Here is a 22,223-nt window from a genome sequence, read left to right as displayed (position 1 = left end):
GAATTGGGTGCGCTGAGGTAAATACGCTGGCCGGCTGTGCCGCTGAAGGTAAGGCTGCCATTCTGGCCGATGGCGGTTGTGGTCAGGGTGACATCGGCGCCATCAATGCTGATGGTACCCGTGACATCCGCCGGGACGCTGATCAGGTGGAATGTCATGTTGCCGGTGTCGCTGCTGGTCGGGTTGAGGTAGATGGTGTAGGTGCCTGTGGCCGGCAGCGTCAGGGTGTCCGTATAGGATCCTGTCGACCACAGGTTGGAATAAATGTTGCCATTACTGGTGCTGGCATTACCGCTGGCATCGGGTTTGTAGACGGTGAGCGCTTCGCTACGGGGATATGTGGAATTGGGTGCGCTGAGGTAAATACGCTGGCCGGCAGTGCCGCTGAAAGTAAGGCTGCCATTCTGGCCGATGGAAGGTGTTGGTAGTGTGACATCCGGACCGTCAATACTAATGATGCCGGTTGAGTCTGGCGGCACATTGTTCAGTGTGAGGGTCACATTTCCCGTGGCATTGCTGCTGGGGTTGATCAGGATCGTGTAGGTACCGGCTGCCGGCAATATGGTGGTGTCGATATCGCCGGGGGAGGAGGCGCACGGGGTGGTGGTGAGGATGCTGCCATTGGGGGTGTAGATGGTCAGGCTAGAACAGGCTGAAAAAGTCGCTCCCGTCACATGGAGATAAAAGCGCTGGTTCTGTGTGGCATCAAAGAGTAGCAGCGCCTTTTTACCGCCGGTGGTAATGCTGGCCGTCTTGCTCGCACCAAACGCTATACGGTCCATGTACTGGATGTCGGTTGCGATCAACGGAGAGGGCGGGACAAACAAATCCTGGGTACTGATTGCAGTGCCATAGGCCGTCGTGACACTGACCTTACCGCCCATGGTATTGGTGGGAACACTTGTGGTGATACTGCTTGTACTTGTGGAATTGATGATCAACGAGCTGGTGTTAAAAATGGTTTTTTCTTTGAATTTATCAGCCTGGAAGTTGCTTCCTGAAATCGTCAGTGCGGTGCCGGCCGTTCCGATTGTTGGCGCCAAGTTAGTAATGATGGGGGCCTGGCTCGCCGCGATCGTGAAATTGACCGTCGAGGTGGCACTGCCCGCCGGCGTGGTCACGTTGATCGGTCCGGTGGTGGCGCCGCTTGGTACCACCACCGTCAGGCGGTTGGGATAGCTTGGATCGATGGTCACCGAACTGGCGGTTATGCCATTGAACTGAACGGTGTTTTGGCTGGCCGTGCTGTTGAAATTATTGCCGTCAATGGTGATCGCTGTGCCGGCCGGTCCTTGCGCTGGCGAAAAGACCAGGATGCTGGGAGTGCCAGCGGCATACCCTTTGATAGCCGTGATGTTGCCAACGACATCGTAATCATACTCGGCTGATGCTGTGCTGTTGGTGACGCCAGCGAGACGACCGGCCTGGTCGTAGCTGTAGCCAATGGAGCCAGTGCCCATAGTGATGCCGACGGCGGACGAGGTAGTTGCGACGTTTTGGGTATCAGTGGCTTTGGCCGTGAGGCTGTAGGTACCAGGTGGAACATTGGTCCAGTTAAAAGCGTACGGTGATGTGGTGACCGTGCTTAGCAATGTGCTGCCTTGATAGAAGTCCACTTTGGCAATACTGCCAGCGTTCGTCGCGGCGTTCGCAGTCAAGGTGATCGTCGCCGGGACGATAAATGATGCGCCGCTTGCCGGCGTTGTTAAGGTCACTGTTGGTGCGGCGCCCGCTTGCGCGGCAAACACCATGCCCAGCATCCACCACGTCTTCACAACAAACCGATTCCAACCTGACGCTTGCTGCGACATATCCTTATCCTCGGTTCTGTTGTGGGAGGGCTGATTCGCATGCAGCCCTTTGCAGGAAATGAGGGCTCGTCAGGGCTTTGAGAAACGCCACCAGGTCGGTTTTTTCTGAGGGCGTCAGAATCAACGGATGACCGGCTTCGACACCGCGGTAATACACTTCCAGATCTACTGCTTCTTCAAGGGTTGCGACGCTACCGTCGTGCATATAGGGCGCCGTCTCGGCCACATTGCGCAGGCTGGGGGTGCGAAAACGACCTAGATCGGCCGGATTGAGAGTGACACTGAAGCGGCCCAGCTCGGCCGAGGCGGGATCTGACGTCACGAGTTTTTGACGTTCGGCTGCGGTCAGTTTTGCAAACCGAATTGCCTCTGGGACCAAGCGATCTTCCAGATGCTTGAACCCCACACCCAGCGTGTGAAACTGCTGATCGGTGAATAAAGCACTGGTCTCGCCGATGACATGGCATTGCCCGCACTGGGCACGACCACGAAATAGCTCCAGACCACGCAACGCGGCTGCATCCAAGGCCGTTTTGTCATGTCCGTAGTGGTAGCGATCAAATGCAGAGTTACCAGCTACCAGCGTGCGCTCGTAGGCCGCGATGGCTTGTGCGACATTCATGACCGTTAACGTCTCAGGGGGGGGCCGCAAACGCTTTTTCAAAGGCCGCACGATAATGGTCATCTTGCTGAATGGCGTGGAGTAACTGCGCCTCATCACGCAGACCGTGTTCGATCGGATTGAAGAGCGGATCCGTTGCCTGCATCTCAAGGCTGTCGCGGCGCCCGTCCCAGAACTGGGTCTTGGAAAAAACTGCATTGAATAGGGTGGGGGTGTTGCGTGTTCCCAGCTGGCGATGGATGCCTTGGGCGCGCGGTAAACCATCGATGAAGCCATGCTCGGGAATATGGCAGGAAGCACAACTGATCGAGTCGTCAGCACTCAGGCGCTTGTCGAAGAACAGCGTTTTGCCAAGCTGGATTTTTTCTGCCTGATGATCGGGCTCCGAGGCTCCTGGTACGGGCGGAAGCCCCAGCAGATTCTCGGTGGCTTGCTCGGTACAAGCCGCTGGCAATTGGGGTAGAGGGGCAGCCGTAACCATGCCAGCACGAAACAGCACCAAGCACATACTCAGGCAATGCAAGATGCGCATGCTCAGCACTTGTACTGAGCGGGCTGAAGCCGGGGGCCGGGACACCAAAGGAGATAGGGGTGAAAAGCGGATTGTTTCGTCTCAATCCATTGGAGAGTGCCCAGCATTTGCTGCTGAGACTGTAGACCTGAAGCCACCATAAGCACCTCCCTGTGAACCAGAGCCAAATTTGGCTCCTCGTACACGTCGTATGCACTGCGGTTGGAACACTTGCGTGTTCACAATGGGGTCTTCATTCCATGAACTTGGGTGAGATCGAACGTCCACGATCCCGAGCATCCAGCACGAAATCACAGTAGTACAGTTTAAAAAACTCGCCAATGGGGGCCTGGAAATCGACCGGTCAGAATGTTTTTTTCGATCTATTTCCATCATGCGGGGTTTGCTGGAGGGGAACCTGTTTGTTCGTCGGTATGCCGGCGGATTTTGGCTTTGCCTACGGTCAATATCCTGTCTATTGCTGTGGTAGCAATCCGATCCGGTTGTTTTTATTTACTTTTAAGTCGCGCCTTGGGCTGTTACCCGTATTTCCGGTCGTTTTGGTGGCACGACACAAAAACTGTGGGAAGACGAAGGCAAGCTCGGTATCGATAGGGCTTGATGCTGCGGAAAGAGGTGGAAAAATATTTTTTTGGGCGAGTTGTGTTTCCAACCACCGGCAAGGTAAGGCTGAGGTCGTTGCAAAGCTGTTTGTCATGAATTGGCTGCTCGGAGGTCACCTCTAAGCGCGATGGAGCGATGGGCAAGATCGGCTCGCAGATATTGCTGCCGGCTTTGTGCACGGCGTACTGCTAAATATTGTCTACAATTGCTTCTTTCCTGGTACTGCGAGGTTAGGGGCGCAAGATTTCAGCAGGTTTTTCACTTGGTCCTGAAGGCTGATAGAGGCCTGCCTTAAAATTAAATAAATACTACTCCTTGCGTTTCGCGTCAGTGGCCGCTATTACTTTAAGCGCGACGGATAGCCTAGTGCCACATCGAATTCTCAATAGGGACAATCGAGATGGGTTTTTCTCATAGAATCAACATCTGCGATCAAATCATGAACTTGGCCAAGCATTTTTTGTTTGCTAGGTGAGTAACAGAACTGTAGAAAAATGTAATTTTTGATCTGGGCGCAACAAGACATTTTCTTGGGGTTTTGGTCGCGTACACATTTGATTACTGCCAAGCCCAGCAGGGCTTGGCAGTAATGACCACCTATGTACTCCTATTTTTACGACTTACGTTTGCAAATGATTTTGCTCGCAGTCGAAGCTGTTTTTTTGAATACATGAACTGCATGTTGTCACTGCTTGTCGGCAATCCGCCGTCAGCATCCGACGGTGTAGCTCAGCTATCCGCTTAAATTTTGACTGGGTATTGAGAGCTTCCTGATTTTAGAAACTTTTGCGTTGAACTGCTCTACTGCTTTATCAAGTTGTTTGGTGATGGTTGGATACAAAAAAATATTAATTAAGGGGTGTCAAGATGAGTTTTCTCGATAGTGCGATTAACAGTATTGGAAAAAATTTGGCTCAGTGTGCAGAAAAAGCACTAAGTGACGCGACCGGAGTTGATATTGGGGGGACATTGAACTATGTGTTCGGTGATGGTCAGGAACAAGGAGGTCAAAATATCAACGCACTTATCACCAGTCTCCCTAGTGAGTTCACAGGTACTGCTGAGCAGCTAGCAGCTCTGGGCCAAGGGCTTCAGCAGCAGCAACAAGAGATCGTCAATATCGGCGCTCAGTTGGGTGCGATCTCCCAGTCTATCAATACGCTCGCAGTCGATGTTAAAAAAGTAGAGTCGCTGCTACAGCATGTTGCGAAATTGCAGTTATACCAAGCATGGCAGTCCGTAGATGTTGTGCTTAGCGGTTACCTAACCGTTATCGATACATGCTATTCTAACTACGTTTCTTACTTGGGTGATTATAGTAATACGCCCACGGCTTTGGTTGGCGACCTTGTTCAGGATATTTTGAATTCGGATAACGGTCCAAAGGAAGCGCTTAACGCCATTTCGAATCTGGTTGTTGACGGAGCGCAACAACAAGGTGCATTGCAACTTTGGTGCAGTATGGTTGCCCCGCTGGTAGGCAGTGGTGTATTAGACTATCGTGACGCGATACAGCAATATCAAAATTATTACAAGCGCCTAACCTACGGACAACTGTGTGCTACCAACCTCTTGATGGAGGCGTATAATTTTAGCAGTGCTCCGGACATGGCTCAAAAAGCGTTCATTGATTACCAAGAGCTAGTGGTGCAGCAGGAAGGCGCTTTCATCCAATGGATGTTGCCACTTGTACTGGCTGGCGTGTCGGGTTCAGTACCAACTCCAGGTACGCCTCCAAACTTCTCCGGTATCGATGCATCAATGCATCTAAATCCTCAAGTCCAATACCTGCCAGGTGATGCAAGGCCAGGTTCTTCGTACTATGTACCCTCAAGCCTCTTCATGAAGGCGGAGGAGCTATTGGCCACGCTCGCGGTAAACGATTCCTCATCCCGTCGAATTGTCGTGCATGTGCTATGTGATGATTTGAATGGTATAGGTTCACTGGTGAAACAAGCTGTTATGACCATTACCCATGCCGGTGCGGGTAATATAATACAGCCTGCCTCGACCCTGGACTTCGGGCCCTATTATTTCCAAATGGACAACCCACCTCCGGCTAGCACTTTGCCAGACCCAAATATGGTATACGGCGGAATTTACTTAAAGCGCATGGTATTTACTGCTAACAATACGAGTTCGCCACTCGCTGACGGTCAATATCAGCTGACTAACATGAATAACATCGACGGACTGATCCCAATCGAAACATATGCTTCGAATAATTCTCCCGTGCCGTTCCTAACCGACAGTGTGCTTCAATATGTCATGGAGGTTAATAGTTCTGAACCCTACGATTTTATGAACCTTCTTGCATATAATGCACCGATTCTTTGTCCTTGGGGGTGATAGCTGGAGCCGCCTGAACATGAAGAAAAAGATTCTGTTGGCCGGGCTATATACGCCAGGCAGTGGGCTGACTAACGTTATGGAAGCGCTCGCAGATGAGCTAAGCAAGACGTTTGAAGTGAGCTGCCTCGGTTTTGGGCCCTCCGACAGAGTAGGACACGAGGATGTGACGCTGCGCAACTGCAGCGTCCACATTCAGTATTCACCGTTTCGGCACTTTTGGGTTGATCCCCGATGGCTCGACAAGCGATTTGGAGATACTCCACCTGACACGGTGTTGTTGATCTCACCTGGCTATGTTGGGAAGTTATTGTTGCAACAATTGCAACCTTGGAGGAACAACACCAGGATTGTGTTGTATTTGCCGATCGAAGGTTCACTAGCAAATGAAGAATTTGCGCCGATTATTGAGCAGGTAGACTTATGTATTCTGTATACGGAGTCGGCCAGGAAGGATGTTAAGGCGATGTGTGATCGCGCAATACGGGGGCGACCTGAATATAAAACTCCTGATCTCGCGGTCGTAGGGCACGGAGCCGATTCCACACGTTTTTTTCCAATTGAAAGTTTCGATGAAAAGCACAGACGTCGCCTTGCACGCCGAGAGTTGTATGGATCTGACTCGGCCGCCATGGAAGCCTTCATTATACTCAACGCAAACAAGCCGTATTGGCGCAAAAGATTGGATATTACCATTAGCGGTTTTGCGCTGTTTGCCGATGGCAAGCCAGATGTCTTGCTGCATCTTCATACCGGCCAACGATCAGATTACGACGACATGGAATTGCGGAAAATGATCGATGCATCTGGAGTTGCAACTCAAATACGACTTACGCCCGAGTCGACATCCGCTAATATTTTCGGAAAGTCCGAACTTAATGCGCTGTACAACGCCTGTGACATCGGTCTCTCGACGTCAATGGGTGAAGGATGGGGGCTCGGAATTTTCGAACACGCAATGACGCGCTGTGCCCTGGTGGTTCCAGATCACACCAGCTTTCGAGAAAACTGGTCTGGAGCGGCCTGGTTAATGCCGGTATCCGGTATTGAGTTTGTGTTTTATGAGGCTGCAAATATGCACACAGTCAATGCCTTAGAAGTATATACAGCTCTTGAGGCTTTGTACTACGACGATGAGCTTAGAGTCGATCTAGCTGAGAGCGCTTATCGCAGGGCTTCACATGAGTCGAACAGCTGGAAAAATATCGGCAGACTCATCTCCCAACATCTTTGATATGAGGAAACGCCTGTGGCAACGTCAGCACAAATGGTAGCTTATTTACAGTCAGTCATCGTCAACGATGCGGTAAGTCCGCTTCCGGTAGTTCCATACTTCTTGAAAAGCAATATGACGGGAGGCTGGGAAGCATGGCTTCAAGTGGAATTTGCACGCACTGCGTGTAGCAACTTGGGGATTGGATGCAATTTTGAGCGCGAAGCCAGCTTTGACGTTCCGCCGGGGACCCCGGCGAAGCGGTGCGACCTGAAATTTACACCAGCGCGCGGGACAGCGATATGGTTCGAACTGAAAACGCAACGAAACGCTACCTACAAAACGACCGTTCTAGACTTTATCTCTGATTGTAAAAAGATAGTTGGGCAATCGGATGCTTGGAAACAAGCTAACGTTTTTGTCGCGTCAGCTATCCTGAAGATTGGAGTAGGAGATGGGACTGCGCTCAACACTTTTAGGTCAAACAGGCCAACCGGAGGGAACTTGAATTACTACCTTTACACTTCTCCGAGAAGCTTTCAGGACGTAACCGAAACAATTTTAAATCAAACGACAAACGCGAATCAGATGATTCTCGCTATCTATCGCGCGAACTGAAGGTGAGTTTGGAAAGTGCTCACCGCCGATATGGCCAATATTTAAAATATATTGCCGCTAACAGTATGTGGCACGCTTTCAGATGCTCGGTCGTCTGTTTGATCCCGAGATTGTCAAATGAGTTTGGGTTTGTGGGCGCCAAACAGCATATCACCGAACATAACGACCTGATCCCGATCGGTAGATTTCACGTTCGCAGTAATATTTAGTACTCGGTCCAGGAATTTCTTGGCCCTTGCAGCTAATTTGAGTTTTCTAGTCTATGTGGTGCACATCTGAATTGATGTGGGGGATTTCAATGAGTCGCGACGAATGCTCCTACAAGTCGCGAAGCCATTGATGATAGTGTAATTGATTCAATTTGGAGACCGTGTGTCTTGATTGTATAAAGGTTGGTTACTCTCTTGGAATGTTGGTCTGCCCATAGTCCACATCTCATCATCGGTCGGCAGGAGAATGCGGAGTATGATGTGGCAGTTATTGAGTGGGCAGGAGCGGCTGTTTTCCTAATCAACCTTGAAGACCGCATCCCGAGAGTTCATCTATTGCGCAAACTTGATCGGCGCCTTGATCTAAGTGACTGGTGCCATCATTTCACCGATTTCTATAGCCTGATTGGACGTTCCCTAATTGATCCTGAGTTGACGATCCGCATGCTGATCGTGCGCTACTAATATGACACCAGCTCCGGGCGATCGTGTTGCGGTTTTTTTGGCACGGAGGCTAACCGGCTTCCAGCATACCTATGGGGAGCCAGGAGGAGTACTCGCGCCGAACTTGAACATTCGAAAACTGAACACGCAAAAAAGACTTCCAGAGCATTTTGGTGTGAGAGATGACGGGTGCTACGAATGCCCCTGAAGTGATTTGTAAAAAATAGGGCCTTTCCAGCCTAGCCGAATGTGTACATTATCCAGTACATCGAAAGCGCTGACGGTAGAAAAACCTCAACGCTTTCAAGGAGAAAGAGCGTGGATTCCAGTCTCGTTTCCCGCTCCAAATACAGAAAAACGCCACTCAATGAGTGGCGTTTTTTTTGCGCGTTATTTTTGTTGTCAACATTGAAAAAAGAGGCTTCGGCCTCTTTTTTTGTTCTAGAGAGTTCTACGGGAGTCTGCCACCAGCCACGTTTTGTATTTCAGCGACAAATGAGGCCGCTCGTTGTTATAGATTTGCGCCGACTCGTCCACCATCCGAGTGGCCTCTACAAAATCTTTGGGTTGATGTAGCAATAACTCGTTTTTCAAAATCCCATTCACACGCTCAGCCAACGCATTTTGGTAGCAGTCGTAGCCATCGGTCATTGAGCAGGTGATGCCGTATTTGGCATGCAGTCGCTGATAAAGCTCGGAGCAGTATTGGACCCCTGGATCACCGATTCGATGTGCAAGCGTTCATGGACATGGTGCCCCACGATTTTTTCGGGAGTACACATCGGTGATCAAGCTCAGGTAAGCGACACCCGTTTGTGTCGGCAAGTAGGTGATTTCCGCAACCCATACTTGCTCTGGCGCCTTGGCGACTACCTGAATCGGCCCATCTTTGAGCAGATTTGGATACCGGCGAAAGCGATGATGGCTGTCTGTCGTTTTGTGATAGGCCCGTCTGCGGGGAACCAGTTCGCGCCGATCTCGCAAGATATCGAATAAATGGTCTCGACCAACCTTTACGGACACTTCTGGCTCAGTGCGCATTAGGTTGTGAAGTGTTCGGCCATAACAAAGGGCAGCTCAAAGCTGCCCTTTTCCCAACCTGCTCCTTAGGCCGCGGTAAACAGCTTGTGCGGATCCATGACGAATTTCTTCGGCGCCCCGGCATCGAACTCGTGGTAACCACGCGGCGCGTCGTCCAGGCTGATCACCTGCACGCCGACGACCTCGGCAATGTTGATCCGGTCCCACATGATCGCTTGCATCAGCTGACGGTTGTACTTCATCGTCGGGGTCTGGCCGGTGTGGAAGCTGTGGGACTTGGCCCAGCCGAGGCCGAAACGGATGTTCAGGCTGCCATGCTTGGCGGCTTTGTTGACCGCGCCCGGGTCTTCGGTGACATACAGACCGGGGATACCGATATTGCCGGCGACCCGCACCACACCCATCAGCGCGTTGAGCACATCGGCCGGGGCCTCGTGTTGCGCGCCGTCATGGCCGTGGCCACGGGCTTCGAAGCCGACCGCATCGACCGCACAATCGACTTCCGGCTCACCGAGCAGGTTGGCGATTTGCTCGTGCAGCGGAGTGTCCAGGGTCAGGTCGGCGATCTCGAAGCCTTGGGCCTTGGCATGCGCCAGACGCAGCGGATTGATGTCGCCGACTATCACCACCGCCGCACCCAGTAGACGAGCGGAGGCGGCAGCAGCCAGTCCAACCGGGCCGGCACCGGCGATATACACCGTGCTGCCAGGGCCGACACCGGCGGTCACCGCGCCATGGTAGCCGGTCGGCAGGATATCGGAGAGGCAGGTCAGATCGCGGATTTTCTCCATTGCCTTGTCGCGATCGGGCAGCTTCAGCAGGTTGAAGTCGGCATACGGCACCAGCACGTATTCGGCCTGGCCGCCAACCCAGTCACCCATGTCCACATAGCCATAGGCACCGCCGGGGCGCGCTGGGTTGACCGTCAGGCAGACGCCAGTGTGCTGTTCCTTGCAACTGCGACAACGGCCGCAGGCGACGTTGAACGGCACCGATACCAGGTCACCGATCTGCACGTTTTCCACGTCACGGCCCCTCTCGATTACCTCGCCGGTGATCTCATGGCCAAGCACCAGCCCGACCTGGGCCGTGGTCCGGCCACGCACCATATGCTGGTCGGAGCCGCAGATATTGGTCGAAACCACGCGTAGGATCACGCCATGGTCAATGCGCTTGCCGCGCGGGTCTTGCATTTTCGGATAGGGGATGGTCTGCACCTCGACCTTGCCTGCGCCGAGATACACGACACCACGATTACCAGACATGATTTCACCTCGCTTTTGTCATTGTGAGAACACGGCCCTTGTACTGCGAAGGGTCGCGCGGCCTTACAGTGCGGCGGTATATGTCTTGCGTTTGCGCGTGAATGCAGATTGGTTGGAAGTCACCTTCCAACGACACGTGATTAGCAGTCATCGTATCGATCCTACGCCTGGTATCAGCACTCTGCGAGGGCATTCAGCACCCAATCACCCTCCCGGTTGGCAGGGCGGGTCGTCCGAAGAAGTGGCTGCTGCCGTTACGTTTCCGGCCTCACCCGAGTCCTGCAACGGAGGAGAGTGACGTGGAGGGTGTTGCTCAGGCAAATGCCTCAGAACCACATCCGGATACCGGCTACAAATCGAGCCTCATTGGTCTTTTGTCCTTCATCTTCGGCCAGGTCGGCGGTCTTGCCGTAGGAGCGATTCCAGGACACCCCGATATAGGGGGCAAACTCACGGACAATTTCATAGCGCAAACGCAAGCCCACTTCGGTGTTCGCCAAGCCTGAGCCAATGCCGCGCTGAGGGTCGTTTTTCCCGTAGAGATTCGCCTCGGCGGTCGGCTGCAAGATCAGGCGATTGGTGAGCAGAATGTCGTAGTCACCTTCGAACCGAGCAGCAGTCTGGCCGTTCTCGCCGATGTAAGCAGTCGCTTCGGTTTCGAAGTTGTAAAGGGCCATCCCCTGAATACCAAGAGCCCCCCATGTCTGCGCTGATCCGGGTTTGAAGTCCTGGCGTACACCGGTGACGACATCCCACCATGGACCGATCGAGTGCCCCCAAAGCGCCTGGAGTTCGGCGCTCTCGGTTACGCCGTTGGTACGTTCACCTTCCGAACGCAACCACAGGCGATCGACGTCTCCACCAATCCATCCCTTTGCATCCCAGCTCAGTGCACTGCCGTTGTCAGCATCCTGGTATTCGAACTTATCAAGCAGGATGAAGGAGTTGAGTTTCTTGTCGTGGACGCCATGACCAGCCACCGGTGGAAAGGCAGCTGCACGATCAGCGTCGGTCAGTACGGGAATGGGAGTACGACTCGTGGTGGTCGCTCCTGAGTCCATACTCTCCATACCGTCCATTTGGCTCAGGTCCATGTTCATCTTGCTGTGATCCATGGTTCCCATCGAACCGTGAGCCATCTCTTCAGCAGCGTTGGCCACGGTAAAGAAAGCAGGACTGACGCAGACCGCCAGTGCAATCAGAGCTGGGCGTAAAAGCTTACTGGTCATGATCTCAAGCTGCCTTTCTGGATTTTTGCTCATACCCCGTCTCCTTTACTCATCAACCCGTACTTCACGGAACATGCCCATTTCCATATGGAATAGCAGGTGGCAGTGATAAGCCCAGCGACCCAGGGCATCGGCGGTGACTCGGTAGCTGCGTTTGGTTCCGGGTGGCATGTCGATCGTGTGTTTGCGTACCATGAATTTGCCGTTCTCATCCTCAAGGTCACTCCACATGCCGTGGAGGTGAATGGGGTGAGTCATCATGGTGTCGTTTACCAGCGTGATGCGCAGACGCTCGCCATACTTGAGGCGCAACGGTTCGGCATCGGAGAACTTGATGCCGTTGAACGACCACGAGAATTTCTCCATGTGACCGGTCAGATGCAGCTCAATGGTGCGATTGGGTTCGCGGCCGTCAGGATCCTGGAAGGTACTTTTCAGGTCAGAATAGGTGAGCACACGACGGCCATTATTGCGTAAGCCAATGCCAGGATCGTTGAGCTTCGGCGTTGCGCTCATGGCTTGCATGTCAACCAAGGGGTTGTTGGTTTCGGAGGCCGGGTGAGTCTGCATTTCTCCACCCATGCCAGCCATTCCCGACATATCTCCATGGTCCATCCCGGCCATTTTGCTGTGATCCATGCTGGCCATGTTAGGCATGTCGCCGCTGTCCATGCCGGTCATGTCGCCCTGGTCCATCCCGGTCATCTTGCTGTGGTCCATGCCAGCCATATCGCCGCCGTCCATGCTGCCATGGTCCATGCCGGCCATACCGCCCATCCCCATGTCATCCATGGTCAAAAGAGGGCGGGGATCGATCGCCGGTACTGGAGCCTTCAACCCTTCGCGTACCGCCAGGGTTCCGCGTGCATAACCGGTTCGATCCATGGATTGGGCGAAGATGGTGTAAGCCTCTTGGCTAGCAGGCTCCACGATCACGTCATAGGTTTCTGCAGTGGCGATGCGAAATTCATCGACGCTGACCGGGTTGACGTGTTGGCCGTCGGCAGCCACAACAGTCATTTTCAAACCCGGGATACGGACGTCGAAATAGCTCATGGCCGAGCCGTTGATGAAGCGCAGGCGCAGCTTCTCACCCGGTTTGAAAATGCCGGTCCAGTTGCCGTTGGGGCCCTGGCCATTCATGAGATAGGTGTAAGTGTCCCCACTGACGTCTGCAAGATCGGTGGGGTTCATTTTCATTTCAGCCCACATCTTCCGATCGGCCACCGCCGCGGACCAGCCTTGCTTGCTGACATCGTCGATGAAGTCGCCAACTGTCCGTTTGTGGTGGTTGTAGTAGTCAGATTGCTTCTTGAGCTTGGCCATGACACGACCAGGATCTTCATCGGTCCAGTCGGTCAGCATCACCACGTAATCGCGGTGGTATTGAAAAGGCTCGGGCTCTTTCGAGTCGATCACGATTGGACCGTAAACGCCTACCTGTTCCTGAAAACCCGAGTGGCTGTGGTACCAGTACGTACCGTTCTGCTGAACCTTGAATGTGTACTCGTACATGCCATCGGGGGCGATGCCATGGAAACTCAAGCCAGGTACACCGTCCATGTTGGCCGGCAGGATGATCCCGTGCCAATGGATCGAAGTATCCTGGTCCAGGCGGTTTTTCACCCGCAGCGTGACCGTTTCTCCTTCACGCCAGCGCAGCAGAGGCCCGGGCAATGTGCCATTGATGGTTATGGCAGTGCGCGGCGAACCGGTGATGTTTACCGGTGTTTCACTAATAAACAGATCAAATTCGTTGCCGCTCAGTACGCTCGGCAGGCCCGGGCTGGTGACTGCCCATACAGGCGTGCGCCACAGGCCAAGGCCGCCAAGAATTCCACCCGCGGCCAGGCCTTTGACGAACGTCCGCCTAGAGGTTTTGGAGTGCATGCCGTTTATGTCCAATCAATCAAAAGGGGGCTGTGCGAAACAACCAGTGAGTTGCTCATACAGGTTGAAGGCACTTTCTCGGGAGTTCGTATTAGTCCCGGATAAGCTTCGCCCGCCGTTGCCAGAGACAAATTGATACGGCAAGCGAGCCCGGAAATTGCCACATTTGAACCACCGCAGTGATTACATTTTTGTCAGCCTGGAATGCACCAAACCCTTCAGCAATTCTTGTGGTCCAGCTCTTTGGTTTTGCTTTCTGCGACGGGAGGTTGGGTGCCTTGGGTTTGGGCTACCTGATACGCTTGCATTGAGTTCTGTCTGGCAGCTTCCATGCGTGCGAATACGCGATCACTGCCGCCTTCGGCCATCGCCAGAGAAGAGACAGTCAAGGCAGCGATGATCATCAAGGTTTTTACAGAGTTCATTTGGGTATTCTCGGATGAGTTTTGTTTACCCCGTTGAGTCCACATCAGGATGATGTTTCTTGGGGCTGAGCGTTAGGCTCGATACAACTTTAAAACTCGCCCCCTGTCAGAAGCCTTAAGTCAGCATTACCGTTTTGTCAGGTTGCAACTTCCTTCTTGAACCTATGGGTAAGCAGAGTGCAGGTTCACGTCATGTTGCCTATACCCATAGTGCATATATGGCCACCTTGAGTAGCGCTTGCTGACATTTACCTGAAGCTGGGATTACTTTTCTGTCAGTTTCTGCCTGGCTGGACCCATTCATTACAAACTCAGTCCGAGATTCAGGGCAAAGAGCCACTCCAAAGCTGACTGAAATGTAATCGCACGGCCTGCGTTCATGTGGCATCGTGTAGTCGCACTATAACGCTGGAGTATTGGTCAGGTTCCCCGTGTTCAGTACGTACCGGGACGTGAAATACACTGAGTATTCGTCTGTGGTTTTAACAAGAATCAAGCAGTAAAAACTGGATCTTCCCCCCAACCAAACCTCGAACCAACAGCTCATGCTGTGAGGAGTCTTGCATGTCATTCCTTAAATCCACCACCGTCGCCGCTGTACTGACCGCTGGTTTACTTTTGAGTGCAGTTGCTCAAGCACATCCAAAACTTCTTTCCTCTAGTCCAGCAGAAAGTTCGGATGCGGCGGCCCCTTCGAAAATTGAGCTGCACTTTTCCGAGAACCTCACGACTCAGTTTTCCGGTGCAAAACTGATCATGACCGATATGCCTGGCATGCCGAACTCTCCAATGGGCGTTAAGGCCGGCGTCGCAGGTGGCAGTGATCCGAAAACGATGGTTATTACGCCCGCATCGCCATTGACCACGGGTACTTACAAAGTCGAATGGCGTGCCGTCTCTTCGGACACTCACCCGATTACCGGCAACTTTTCTTTCAAAGTGAAATGATTCATGAGCGACTCAATAAACATCGTGGTTCGCTTTGCTCTTTATTTCGACCTGATGCTGTTATTCGGATTGGCAATTTTTGGCTTGTACAGCCTCAGGGGAAAGGAAAGAGTATCGGGCACGGCTTTGAATTTTGAGTCGCTTCTTTATGGTACTTCTGTTGCAGGTGTAGCCCTGTCCCTTGCCGCCATGTTGTTGCTTGCGAAAGCAATGAGCGGTGTGTCGGGGTTTATGGAGCTACATCACCATATTTTTCAAATGGTCCTCATGGGGACTGACGTCGGATTGACCTGGATGGTCCGAATAGCTGCTCTGGTGATGGCAATTATTGGCGTCGCATTGAATAAGCGCCTCCCGACACTCAGCCTCTGGATCGTCACCGCATGTGGAGCCATGGCACTGGCGACCCTGGCATGGACAGGACATGGTGCTATGGATGAAGGTAGCCGTCGTTATTGGCATTTCATCAGCGATATCTTCCATCTGTTAGCCGCAGGTGGTTGGTTGGGGGCTCTCGCGGCGTTCGCTCTGATGCTGCGTTTGAAATCACTGAAGGGCGAGCAAGAGGCGCGAATTCTTGCACGGGTACTGACTGGATTTGAATCGGCTGGCGCGGTGATCGTAGTGATCCTGAGTATCACCGGTGTAGTGAATTACCTGTTTATCGTAGGTCCAACCCTCGATGAGGTGATGCTGAGCACTTATGGGGTATTGCTGTTCCTGAAAGTCCTGCTGTTTTCCGGAATGATCGTACTGGCCATGCTTAATCGTTTTCATCTAAGCCCGCTATTGGAGCGATCAGTTCGACATGGAGAGTATTCAGTTGCGGTCAAGGCTTTGCGGCGTAGCATGACGTTTGAGTTCTCAATGGCCGTCATCATAGTGTGTCTTGTCGCTTGGTTAGGAACGTTGAGCCCGGAGATGAGTATGAAAGCTGAATAGAACTAAAAACCGCATGTCTCGTTTCCCCCTCCAAGCATTAAAAGACGGATTGAAAAAAAGAGGCTTTTGCCTAATGTCTGTCAGTTAAGTGCAATCCATGTGGGAGCGAGCTTGCTCGCGATGACGGCATAACATTCAACATCAATGTTGACTGACCCACCGCTATCGCGAGCAAGCTCGCTCCCACAGGTTTGTGCCTTAACTGACTGGCATTGGGCTTTTGCCTCTTTTTTTTCGTTCCAGCAGGTTTCACTCGAAACCACTGCCATTTGCTCTCCACTCCTTCTGACACAAATGTATCTCTGTGTATCTAGGCCGCATGCCGATACGGACTGTTTCTTTTGTGGGCCGTTGCTGACACATACGGGATACCTGATCGGCGTCAAATGAGCTCCACCGAGACAGCACAAGCCGTCTCACTGGATCACTCAACGCTGGAGATATCGTCATGAACTGGAAGAACCTCAGCATCGCTTCATTGTTTGCCGTACTCAGCCTTGGCGCCGTGGCGGCCAACGCCCAAGACAGCGTCAAATCCCACAGCTACATGTACGGCGATCATCTGGATATCGCCAAAGTGCTGTCGGTCAATGAAGCACCGTCCTCGGGCTGTGGTGTCGTGGCGACTCGTATGACTTACCTCGACTCGCTCGGCAAGATCCAGTCTCTGGATTACAGCACCCTTGCCCAGGACTGCGGCCAAGGCAGTTGATGCAAGGTTGTGCAGGGCAGGCAACGATCGCCGCGCCTATAGGCCACTGACTAAAAAGGAGATTTATCATGCTTGCAGTTTCGTCCGTTTCCGCCTGGCACCGTTGCCTGGCTTCATCCACCAGGGTTCACGTGTTCGGTCTCGCACTGCTGGCTGGCAGCAGTGGCGCATGGGCAGCCACCACGGCTGCTGACACTGCGTCTGCCAGCGCTGCATCGGCTACATCGGCTACATCGGAGGCCATTCGCCCATACCGCATTCATATTGATGAAGCGCGCCTGACCGACCTGCGCAAACGCATCGCAGACACCCGCTGGCCTGACAAGGAGACCGTCAACGACGTTTCCCAAGGTGTGCAACGGGCACAGGTGCAGGAACTGGTGAAGTACTGGGGCAACGGTTACGACTGGCGCAAGGCCGAGGCCAGGCTCAATGCTTTGCCGGAGTTCATGACCACCATCGATGGTGTCGACATCCAGTTCATCCATGTGCGCTCGCGTAATCCCAACGCCATGCCGTTGATCCTCACCCACGGCTGGCCCGGTTCGCAATTCGAATTTCTTAAAACCATCGGCCCGCTGACCGATCCGACCGCTTACGGAGGGCGTGCGGAAGACTCTTTCGACGTGGTGATTCCGTCGATTCCCGGCTATGGTTTTTCCGGCAAACCGACTGAATTGGGCTGGGGGCCTGACCGGGTGGCAAAGGCTTGGGATGTGCTGATGAAGCGACTGGGCTACACCCATTACGTGTCCCAGGGCGGCGATCATGGTTCGGTGATTTCCGACGCACTGGGTCGCCTTGCGCCTCCAGGATTACTTGGCATCCATCTGAATATGCCGGCGACCGTACCGCCGGAGCTGGTGAAGCCGATCAACAGCGGCGATCCGGCCCCGGCCGGGCTGACCGATCCGGAACGCACGGCCTACAACTCGCTGAGTTCGTTCTTCGGTCGCAATGCAGCCTACGGCGCGATGATGGTGACTCGGCCGCAGACTATTGGTTATCTGCTGGCTGACTCGCCCTCCGGCACGGCGGCGTGGATGTACGAAAAATTCGCAGCCTGGACCGACAGTGACGGCAAGCCTGAACGTGTGCTCAGTCGCGATGAGATGCTCGACGACATCAGCCTGTATTGGCTGACTGACACCGGCGCGTCGTCCTCCCGTTTCTATTGGGAGAACAACAACAATAACTTCAGCGCTGCGGCGCAAAAGACTGCTGACATCAAGGTCCCGGTGGCGATCACCGTGTTCCCGCACGAAATCTACCGCGCGCCAAAAGTCTGGGCACAGCGTGCCTATCCCTCGCTTTCCTACTTCAGCGAAGTCAACAAGGGCGGCCACTTCGCTGCCTGGGAGCAGCCTCAATTGTTCAGCGAAGAATTGCGTGAGGCATTCCGTCCGTTGCGTGCATCTGCGCAAAACACCGGCGCTCAGGCCGCCCGGTAAACACTTTCCAATCGATTCCAAAACTCGGAACCGCTAACCAGCTGCTAGCAAGGGAGACTCACCATGGACACGACCCTGTTGAACCACAAACCCGCACCGCGCCATCGGCGTCTGCTCGCGCCATCTGTTCTGGCGATCGCATTGATGCAGCTGGGCGCTTTGAGTGTGGCCTCGGCGCAGGCGAACGCCGCTGATGTGCCGGCCAGCACCATCGGCACCATTACGCCGGGAAGTAACACTTCGTTCGGCCCATTGAAGCATGTCAAGGCCGGTCTGCTGGATGTTGCCTACGCCGAAGTCGGCCCTGCCGATGGGCCGGTGGTCATCCTGCTGCACGGTTGGCCTTACGATATTCACAGCTACGCCGACGTGGCGCCGGCGCTGGCGCAGAAGGGCTATCGAGTGCTGATTCCGTATGCGCGCGGTTATGGCGATACGCGTTTTCTTTCTGCCAAGACCCTTCGCAATGGCCAGCCTGCTGCACTTGCAACCGATCTGATCGACTTCATGGATGCGCTGAAAATCAACCAGGCCGTGCTCGGCGGGTATGACTGGGGTGCGCGCACGGCCGACATCGTCGCGGCCTTATGGCCGGAGCGGGTGAAGGCGCTGGTTGCGGTGAGTGGTTACTTGATCGGCAGCCAAGAGGCAGGCAAGACACCGCTGCCACCTGCCGCCGAGTTGCAGTGGTGGTATCAGTTCTACTTTGCGACAGAGCGCGGCCGTCTGGGCTATGAAAAAAACACCCACGACTTCGCCAAGTTGATCTGGAAACTGGCGTCGCCAAAGTGGAACTTCGACGACACCACCTATGACCGAAGCGCCGCCGCTTTGCAAAATCCCGATCACGTCGCCGTATCCATCTTCAACTATCGCTGGCGCCTGGGCCTGATCAAGGGCGAATCAAAATACGACAAGCTGGAGAAGAAACTGGCGGCTTTCCCGTCCATCAGCGTGCCGACCATCACCCTTGAGGGCGATGCCAACGGTGCGCCGCATCCACCTGCCGAGGCCTATGCCAAGCGCTTCACCGGCAAATATGAGTATCGATTGATCAATGGCGGTATCGGCCACAACTTGCCGCAGGAGGCCCCACAAGCCTTCGCCCAGGCAGTGATCGACGCCGATCATCTCTGATGGCCAGAAGGGGAGAGCAGCGATGAAGCTCAAGCATCTGGCCGTGTTGTCCGCTGCCGTGGCATCGGTTGCGTTGATCGCTACCGGAGTAGCCCTGGGCGACGCCGGTAGCGGCGACGCTTCACCGATCTACGGCGTGAAGCTTCCCGATGGCTATCGCCAATGGGCGCTGATAGCGCCGGCGCAGGAAGCGGCACCCCTGGACGAACTTCGAGCGGTCCTGGGCAATGATCTGGCGATCAAGGCCTATCAGGATTCAACGCTGCCGTTCCCTGACGGCACGGTGCTGGTGAAGCTCGCCTGGAAACACGTCCAGTCCCCGGAGTTCGAGTCGGCCTCCATTCCCGGCGCGGCCACTACCGTTCAGGTCATGGTCAAGGACTCCCGGAAATATGCATCAACCGGCGGCTGGGGTTTCGGCCGCTTTATCAACGGCAAACCCGCCGATGAAGCACAGCACCAGACCTGCTTCGCCTGCCACCAGGCGCGAGTGCAGAACCACGACTTCGTCTTCACCCGATTCGCTCCATAGTCCAATCACCCAAGGAGGTTCCAATGAAAAAAGTAATGGCTGCTCTGGCCTGCACCGCAGGCCTGATCATCGGTGCCAACGCATCGGCGCAAACTGAAAAGCCTACGGTCGTTCTCGTGCATGGCGCCTTTGCCGATGCGTCGAGCTGGAATGGCGTGGTGAAGATCCTCGAGAAGGATGGCTACCCCGTTGTGGCTGCCGCCAATCCGTTGCGCAGCGTGAAGGGTGACGGCGCTGCTGTTTCCGCATTGCTGGCTGGCATCAAGTCGCCCGTCGTATTGGTCGGTCACTCCTACGGCGGCAACGTCATCAGTGAAGCGGCCAATGACCGTGCCAATGTAAAGGCGCTGGTTTACGTCAGCGCCTTCGCGCCCGAGGCGGGCGAAACCGTCGCCGGGCTAGCCGGAAAATTCCCGGGGAGTACCCTCGGCCCAACCCTTGCGGCGCCTGTCGCGCTGGCTGATGGCGGCAAGGATTTGTACATCCAGCAGGATAAGTTCCACGACCAATTCGCGGCTGATGTCCCCGCCGCGCAGGCGGCATTGATGGCGGCGACTCAGCGTCCGGTCACCGAAGCGGCGCTGAACGAGCAGTCAGGTACACCGGCCTGGAAGCACATACCGTCCTGGTACATCTATGGTGACAAGGACAAGAACATTCCACCGCAGGCCATGGAGTTCATGGCCAAGCGAGCCGACGCCAAGGCAGTGAAAGTCGTTAAAGGGGCTTCTCATGTCGTGATGGTTTCAAATCCGGAGCCGGTCGCCCGACTGATTGAACAAGCGGCTGCGGCAAAGTGATTCCTGCGCTTGTGAAGGGTGGGTAGAGACAGAGGGTCAGGTATCGAATCAAGGCATCGAGTGAGGCATTCACTCCTGCCTTGATTCGATTTTTTGTGTCCGGCGTCCTTTATGGATGAACGGGATAATCAATGTATCCGCGCTGGTCACCACCAAAGAAGGTGCTTGGGTCTGAAGTGTTGAGCGCCAGTCCGTCACGGATCCGCCGCGGCAAGTCGGGGTTGGCCAGAAACGGCCTTCCAAAGGCAATGATGTCGGCACGGTTGGCGGCCAAGGCTTGTTCTGCTGTTTTCGGATCGTAACCGCCGGCAACCATCAGCACGCCTTTCCATTGCGTACGCAGTTGACCGATGATCGCGTCCCAGCGGGGATCGAAATTCTCGTCCTTGACGGTGCCTACCACCGCAGGCTCCACAAGGTGGAGGTAGGCCAGGGGCCAGCGGTTCATAGAGCGCACGATGTGGCCGAACGTGGCCTCGGGTGTCACATCGCCCATTCCCATGAAGCGCCCCATGGGCGTAAGCCGTACACCCACTCGTTCGGCCCCCACCTCATCGGCAACAGCCTCTACGACTTCCAGCAACAGGCGAGCGCGATTTTCCACGCTGCCGCCGTAGTCGTCCTCACGCTGGTTGCTGTTGCTATTGATGAATTGGTCGAGCAGATAACCGTTGCCCGCGTGGATTTCAACGCCGTCCATGCCGGCTTTCAAGGCATTGCGCGCAGCGCGACGATAGTCGCCGATGATTTGCGCAATCTCCGAGGTTTCCAGGGCGCGTGGGACGGGTACATCACCCCAGACACCATTGCCATCGTCATCGACGATAAACGTCTTGCCTGGAACAGGCAGTGCGCTGGGGGCAACCGGTAGGGCGTTATCGGGTTGGAAGCTTGGGTGAGAGACACGCCCCACATGCCACAGCTGCATGAAAATCAGTCCTCCCGCTTCGTGCACTTGTGTACTCACCTGGCGCCAGGCTTCCACCTGTTCATCGCTGTAAATCCCCGGGGTCCAGGCGTAGCCCTGACCTTGACGGGAAATCTGCGTGGCTTCGGTAATGATCAAGGCGGCACTTGCGCGTTGCCGGTAATACTCGGCGTTCATGGCGGTCGGAAGGTCGCCCGGCTGTCCGGCTCGGGAGCGGGTCAGAGGGGCCATGGCCACGCGATGAGCCAGTGTGTAGGGGCCAACCGCAATCGGTTGAAACAGGTGCTGAGTCATGGGTATTTCCTTGGGAGGGCATCGACCGGGATGCCGTGAGTGCTCAGGCGGACGGTGCCTGGTTGAAAAGCAGGTGATTGCCGATTTCCGTGCCCTGTATCCGCAGTTTCCGATCCAGCGCCAGTTGGGTTAATGATCCCGGTCCCGGTTTGATCGACGTGTACAAGAGTCTGTCGACAATGGCGCGGCGTCGATGATGCGATTGCGATGCAGTGCCGGACATGGTGT

21 protein-coding genes and 1 pseudogene are annotated in these 22,223 nt (G+C 54.5%); 12 read left to right on the top strand and 10 right to left on the bottom strand.

Annotated elements, in window-relative coordinates; translation table 11 throughout:
- From AC1DIG_RS27305 to AC1DIG_RS27295, 3 genes are all read right to left on the bottom strand, one after another.
- Positions 1-1,811, bottom strand: a 1,811-nt coding sequence (locus AC1DIG_RS27305) for an Ig-like domain-containing protein (protein ID WP_477769806.1), incomplete at its 3' end; no start/stop codon positions are given.
- A gap of 4 nt (positions 1,812-1,815) precedes the next feature.
- Positions 1,816-2,433, bottom strand: coding sequence for a cytochrome-c peroxidase (locus AC1DIG_RS27300; protein ID WP_477769805.1), 618 nt, complete (start codon positions 2,431-2,433; stop codon positions 1,816-1,818).
- Between the two features lie 13 nt (positions 2,434-2,446).
- On the bottom strand, positions 2,447-2,965 hold the full coding sequence (locus AC1DIG_RS27295) for a cytochrome-c peroxidase (protein WP_477769804.1): 519 nt from the start codon (positions 2,963-2,965) through the stop codon (positions 2,447-2,449).
- A 401-nt stretch (positions 2,966-3,366) separates the two neighbouring features.
- On the opposite strand from AC1DIG_RS27295, the gene AC1DIG_RS27290 reads away from it, so the two are divergent.
- The 5 genes from AC1DIG_RS27290 to AC1DIG_RS27270 all read left to right on the top strand — a co-directional run bounded on the left by AC1DIG_RS27290 (position 3,367) and on the right by AC1DIG_RS27270 (position 8,422).
- Positions 3,367-3,690, top strand: coding sequence for a hypothetical protein (locus AC1DIG_RS27290; protein ID WP_477769803.1), 324 nt, complete (start codon positions 3,367-3,369; stop codon positions 3,688-3,690).
- Positions 3,691-4,435: 745 nt separating this feature from the next.
- A complete protein-coding gene (locus AC1DIG_RS27285) occupies positions 4,436-5,917 on the top strand; it encodes a hypothetical protein (RefSeq protein ID WP_477769802.1) in 1,482 nt (493 codons plus the stop codon).
- 19 nt (positions 5,918-5,936) lie between these two features.
- Positions 5,937-7,151, top strand: coding sequence for a glycosyltransferase family protein (locus tag AC1DIG_RS27280; protein WP_477769801.1), 1,215 nt, complete (start codon positions 5,937-5,939; stop codon positions 7,149-7,151).
- A 15-nt stretch (positions 7,152-7,166) separates the two neighbouring features.
- Entirely contained in the window at positions 7,167-7,748 is a 582-nt protein-coding gene (locus tag AC1DIG_RS27275) for a hypothetical protein (protein ID WP_477769800.1), read from the top strand.
- 470 nt (positions 7,749-8,218) lie between these two features.
- A complete protein-coding gene (locus tag AC1DIG_RS27270; RefSeq protein WP_477769799.1) occupies positions 8,219-8,422 on the top strand; it encodes a transposase in 204 nt (67 codons plus the stop codon).
- Positions 8,423-8,842: 420 nt separating this feature from the next.
- On the opposite strand, the pseudogene AC1DIG_RS27265 reads toward AC1DIG_RS27270, so the two are convergent.
- From AC1DIG_RS27265 to AC1DIG_RS27245, 5 genes and pseudogenes are all read right to left on the bottom strand, one after another.
- A pseudogene (locus AC1DIG_RS27265) lies at positions 8,843-9,460 on the bottom strand (integrase core domain-containing protein); the annotation flags it as partial.
- 47 nt (positions 9,461-9,507) lie between these two features.
- Positions 9,508-10,707 (bottom strand): formaldehyde dehydrogenase, glutathione-independent, encoded by a 1,200-nt coding sequence (gene fdhA / locus AC1DIG_RS27260; protein ID WP_477769798.1) that lies wholly within the window; start codon positions 10,705-10,707, stop codon positions 9,508-9,510.
- Positions 10,708-11,033: 326 nt separating this feature from the next.
- Entirely contained in the window at positions 11,034-11,969 is a 936-nt protein-coding gene (locus AC1DIG_RS27255; RefSeq protein WP_477769797.1) for a copper resistance protein B, read from the bottom strand.
- Positions 11,970-11,981: 12 nt separating this feature from the next.
- On the bottom strand, positions 11,982-13,826 hold the full coding sequence (locus AC1DIG_RS27250) for a copper resistance system multicopper oxidase (RefSeq protein WP_477769796.1): 1,845 nt from the start codon (positions 13,824-13,826) through the stop codon (positions 11,982-11,984).
- A gap of 218 nt (positions 13,827-14,044) precedes the next feature.
- Complete coding sequence (locus AC1DIG_RS27245) at positions 14,045-14,251, bottom strand: co-regulatory protein PtrA N-terminal domain-containing protein (protein ID WP_477769795.1); 207 nt, start codon at positions 14,249-14,251, stop codon at positions 14,045-14,047.
- Positions 14,252-14,815: 564 nt separating this feature from the next.
- Between AC1DIG_RS27245 and copC the strand changes: the two genes are divergently transcribed.
- From copC to AC1DIG_RS27210, 7 genes are all read left to right on the top strand, one after another.
- Positions 14,816-15,199 carry a copper homeostasis periplasmic binding protein CopC gene (gene copC, locus AC1DIG_RS27240; protein ID WP_477769794.1) on the top strand — a complete coding sequence of 128 codons (384 nt, stop codon included), beginning with the start codon at positions 14,816-14,818 and terminating at the stop codon, positions 15,197-15,199.
- Positions 15,200-15,202: 3 nt separating this feature from the next.
- Positions 15,203-16,141 carry a copper homeostasis membrane protein CopD gene (gene copD / locus AC1DIG_RS27235; RefSeq protein WP_477769793.1) on the top strand — a complete coding sequence of 313 codons (939 nt, stop codon included), beginning with the start codon at positions 15,203-15,205 and terminating at the stop codon, positions 16,139-16,141.
- A 448-nt stretch (positions 16,142-16,589) separates the two neighbouring features.
- Entirely contained in the window at positions 16,590-16,853 is a 264-nt protein-coding gene (locus AC1DIG_RS27230; RefSeq protein ID WP_477769792.1) for a DUF2790 domain-containing protein, read from the top strand.
- Between the two features lie 68 nt (positions 16,854-16,921).
- On the top strand, positions 16,922-18,304 hold the full coding sequence (locus AC1DIG_RS27225; protein WP_477769791.1) for an epoxide hydrolase family protein: 1,383 nt from the start codon (positions 16,922-16,924) through the stop codon (positions 18,302-18,304).
- Between the two features lie 63 nt (positions 18,305-18,367).
- Positions 18,368-19,441 (top strand): alpha/beta fold hydrolase, encoded by a 1,074-nt coding sequence (locus AC1DIG_RS27220; protein WP_477769790.1) that lies wholly within the window; start codon positions 18,368-18,370, stop codon positions 19,439-19,441.
- Between the two features lie 22 nt (positions 19,442-19,463).
- Positions 19,464-19,973 carry a cytochrome P460 family protein gene (locus AC1DIG_RS27215; protein WP_477769789.1) on the top strand — a complete coding sequence of 170 codons (510 nt, stop codon included), beginning with the start codon at positions 19,464-19,466 and terminating at the stop codon, positions 19,971-19,973.
- A gap of 23 nt (positions 19,974-19,996) precedes the next feature.
- On the top strand, positions 19,997-20,773 hold the full coding sequence (locus AC1DIG_RS27210; protein WP_477769788.1) for an alpha/beta fold hydrolase: 777 nt from the start codon (positions 19,997-19,999) through the stop codon (positions 20,771-20,773).
- Positions 20,774-20,882: 109 nt separating this feature from the next.
- Here AC1DIG_RS27210 and AC1DIG_RS27205 read toward each other — a convergent pair whose 3' ends face one another.
- Both AC1DIG_RS27205 and AC1DIG_RS27200 read right to left on the bottom strand, forming a co-directional pair.
- Complete coding sequence (locus AC1DIG_RS27205) at positions 20,883-21,995, bottom strand: alkene reductase (RefSeq protein ID WP_477769787.1); 1,113 nt, start codon at positions 21,993-21,995, stop codon at positions 20,883-20,885.
- A gap of 43 nt (positions 21,996-22,038) precedes the next feature.
- Positions 22,039-22,218, bottom strand: coding sequence for a hypothetical protein (locus AC1DIG_RS27200; protein WP_477769786.1), 180 nt, complete (start codon positions 22,216-22,218; stop codon positions 22,039-22,041).
- Positions 22,219-22,223 lie beyond the last annotated feature (5 nt).

It is taken from the genome of Pseudomonas sp. 05N431, assembly GCF_056397005.1.
The sequence above is the reverse complement of the archived record's forward strand: the minus strand, read 5'-3'. Positions and strand labels throughout refer to the sequence as shown.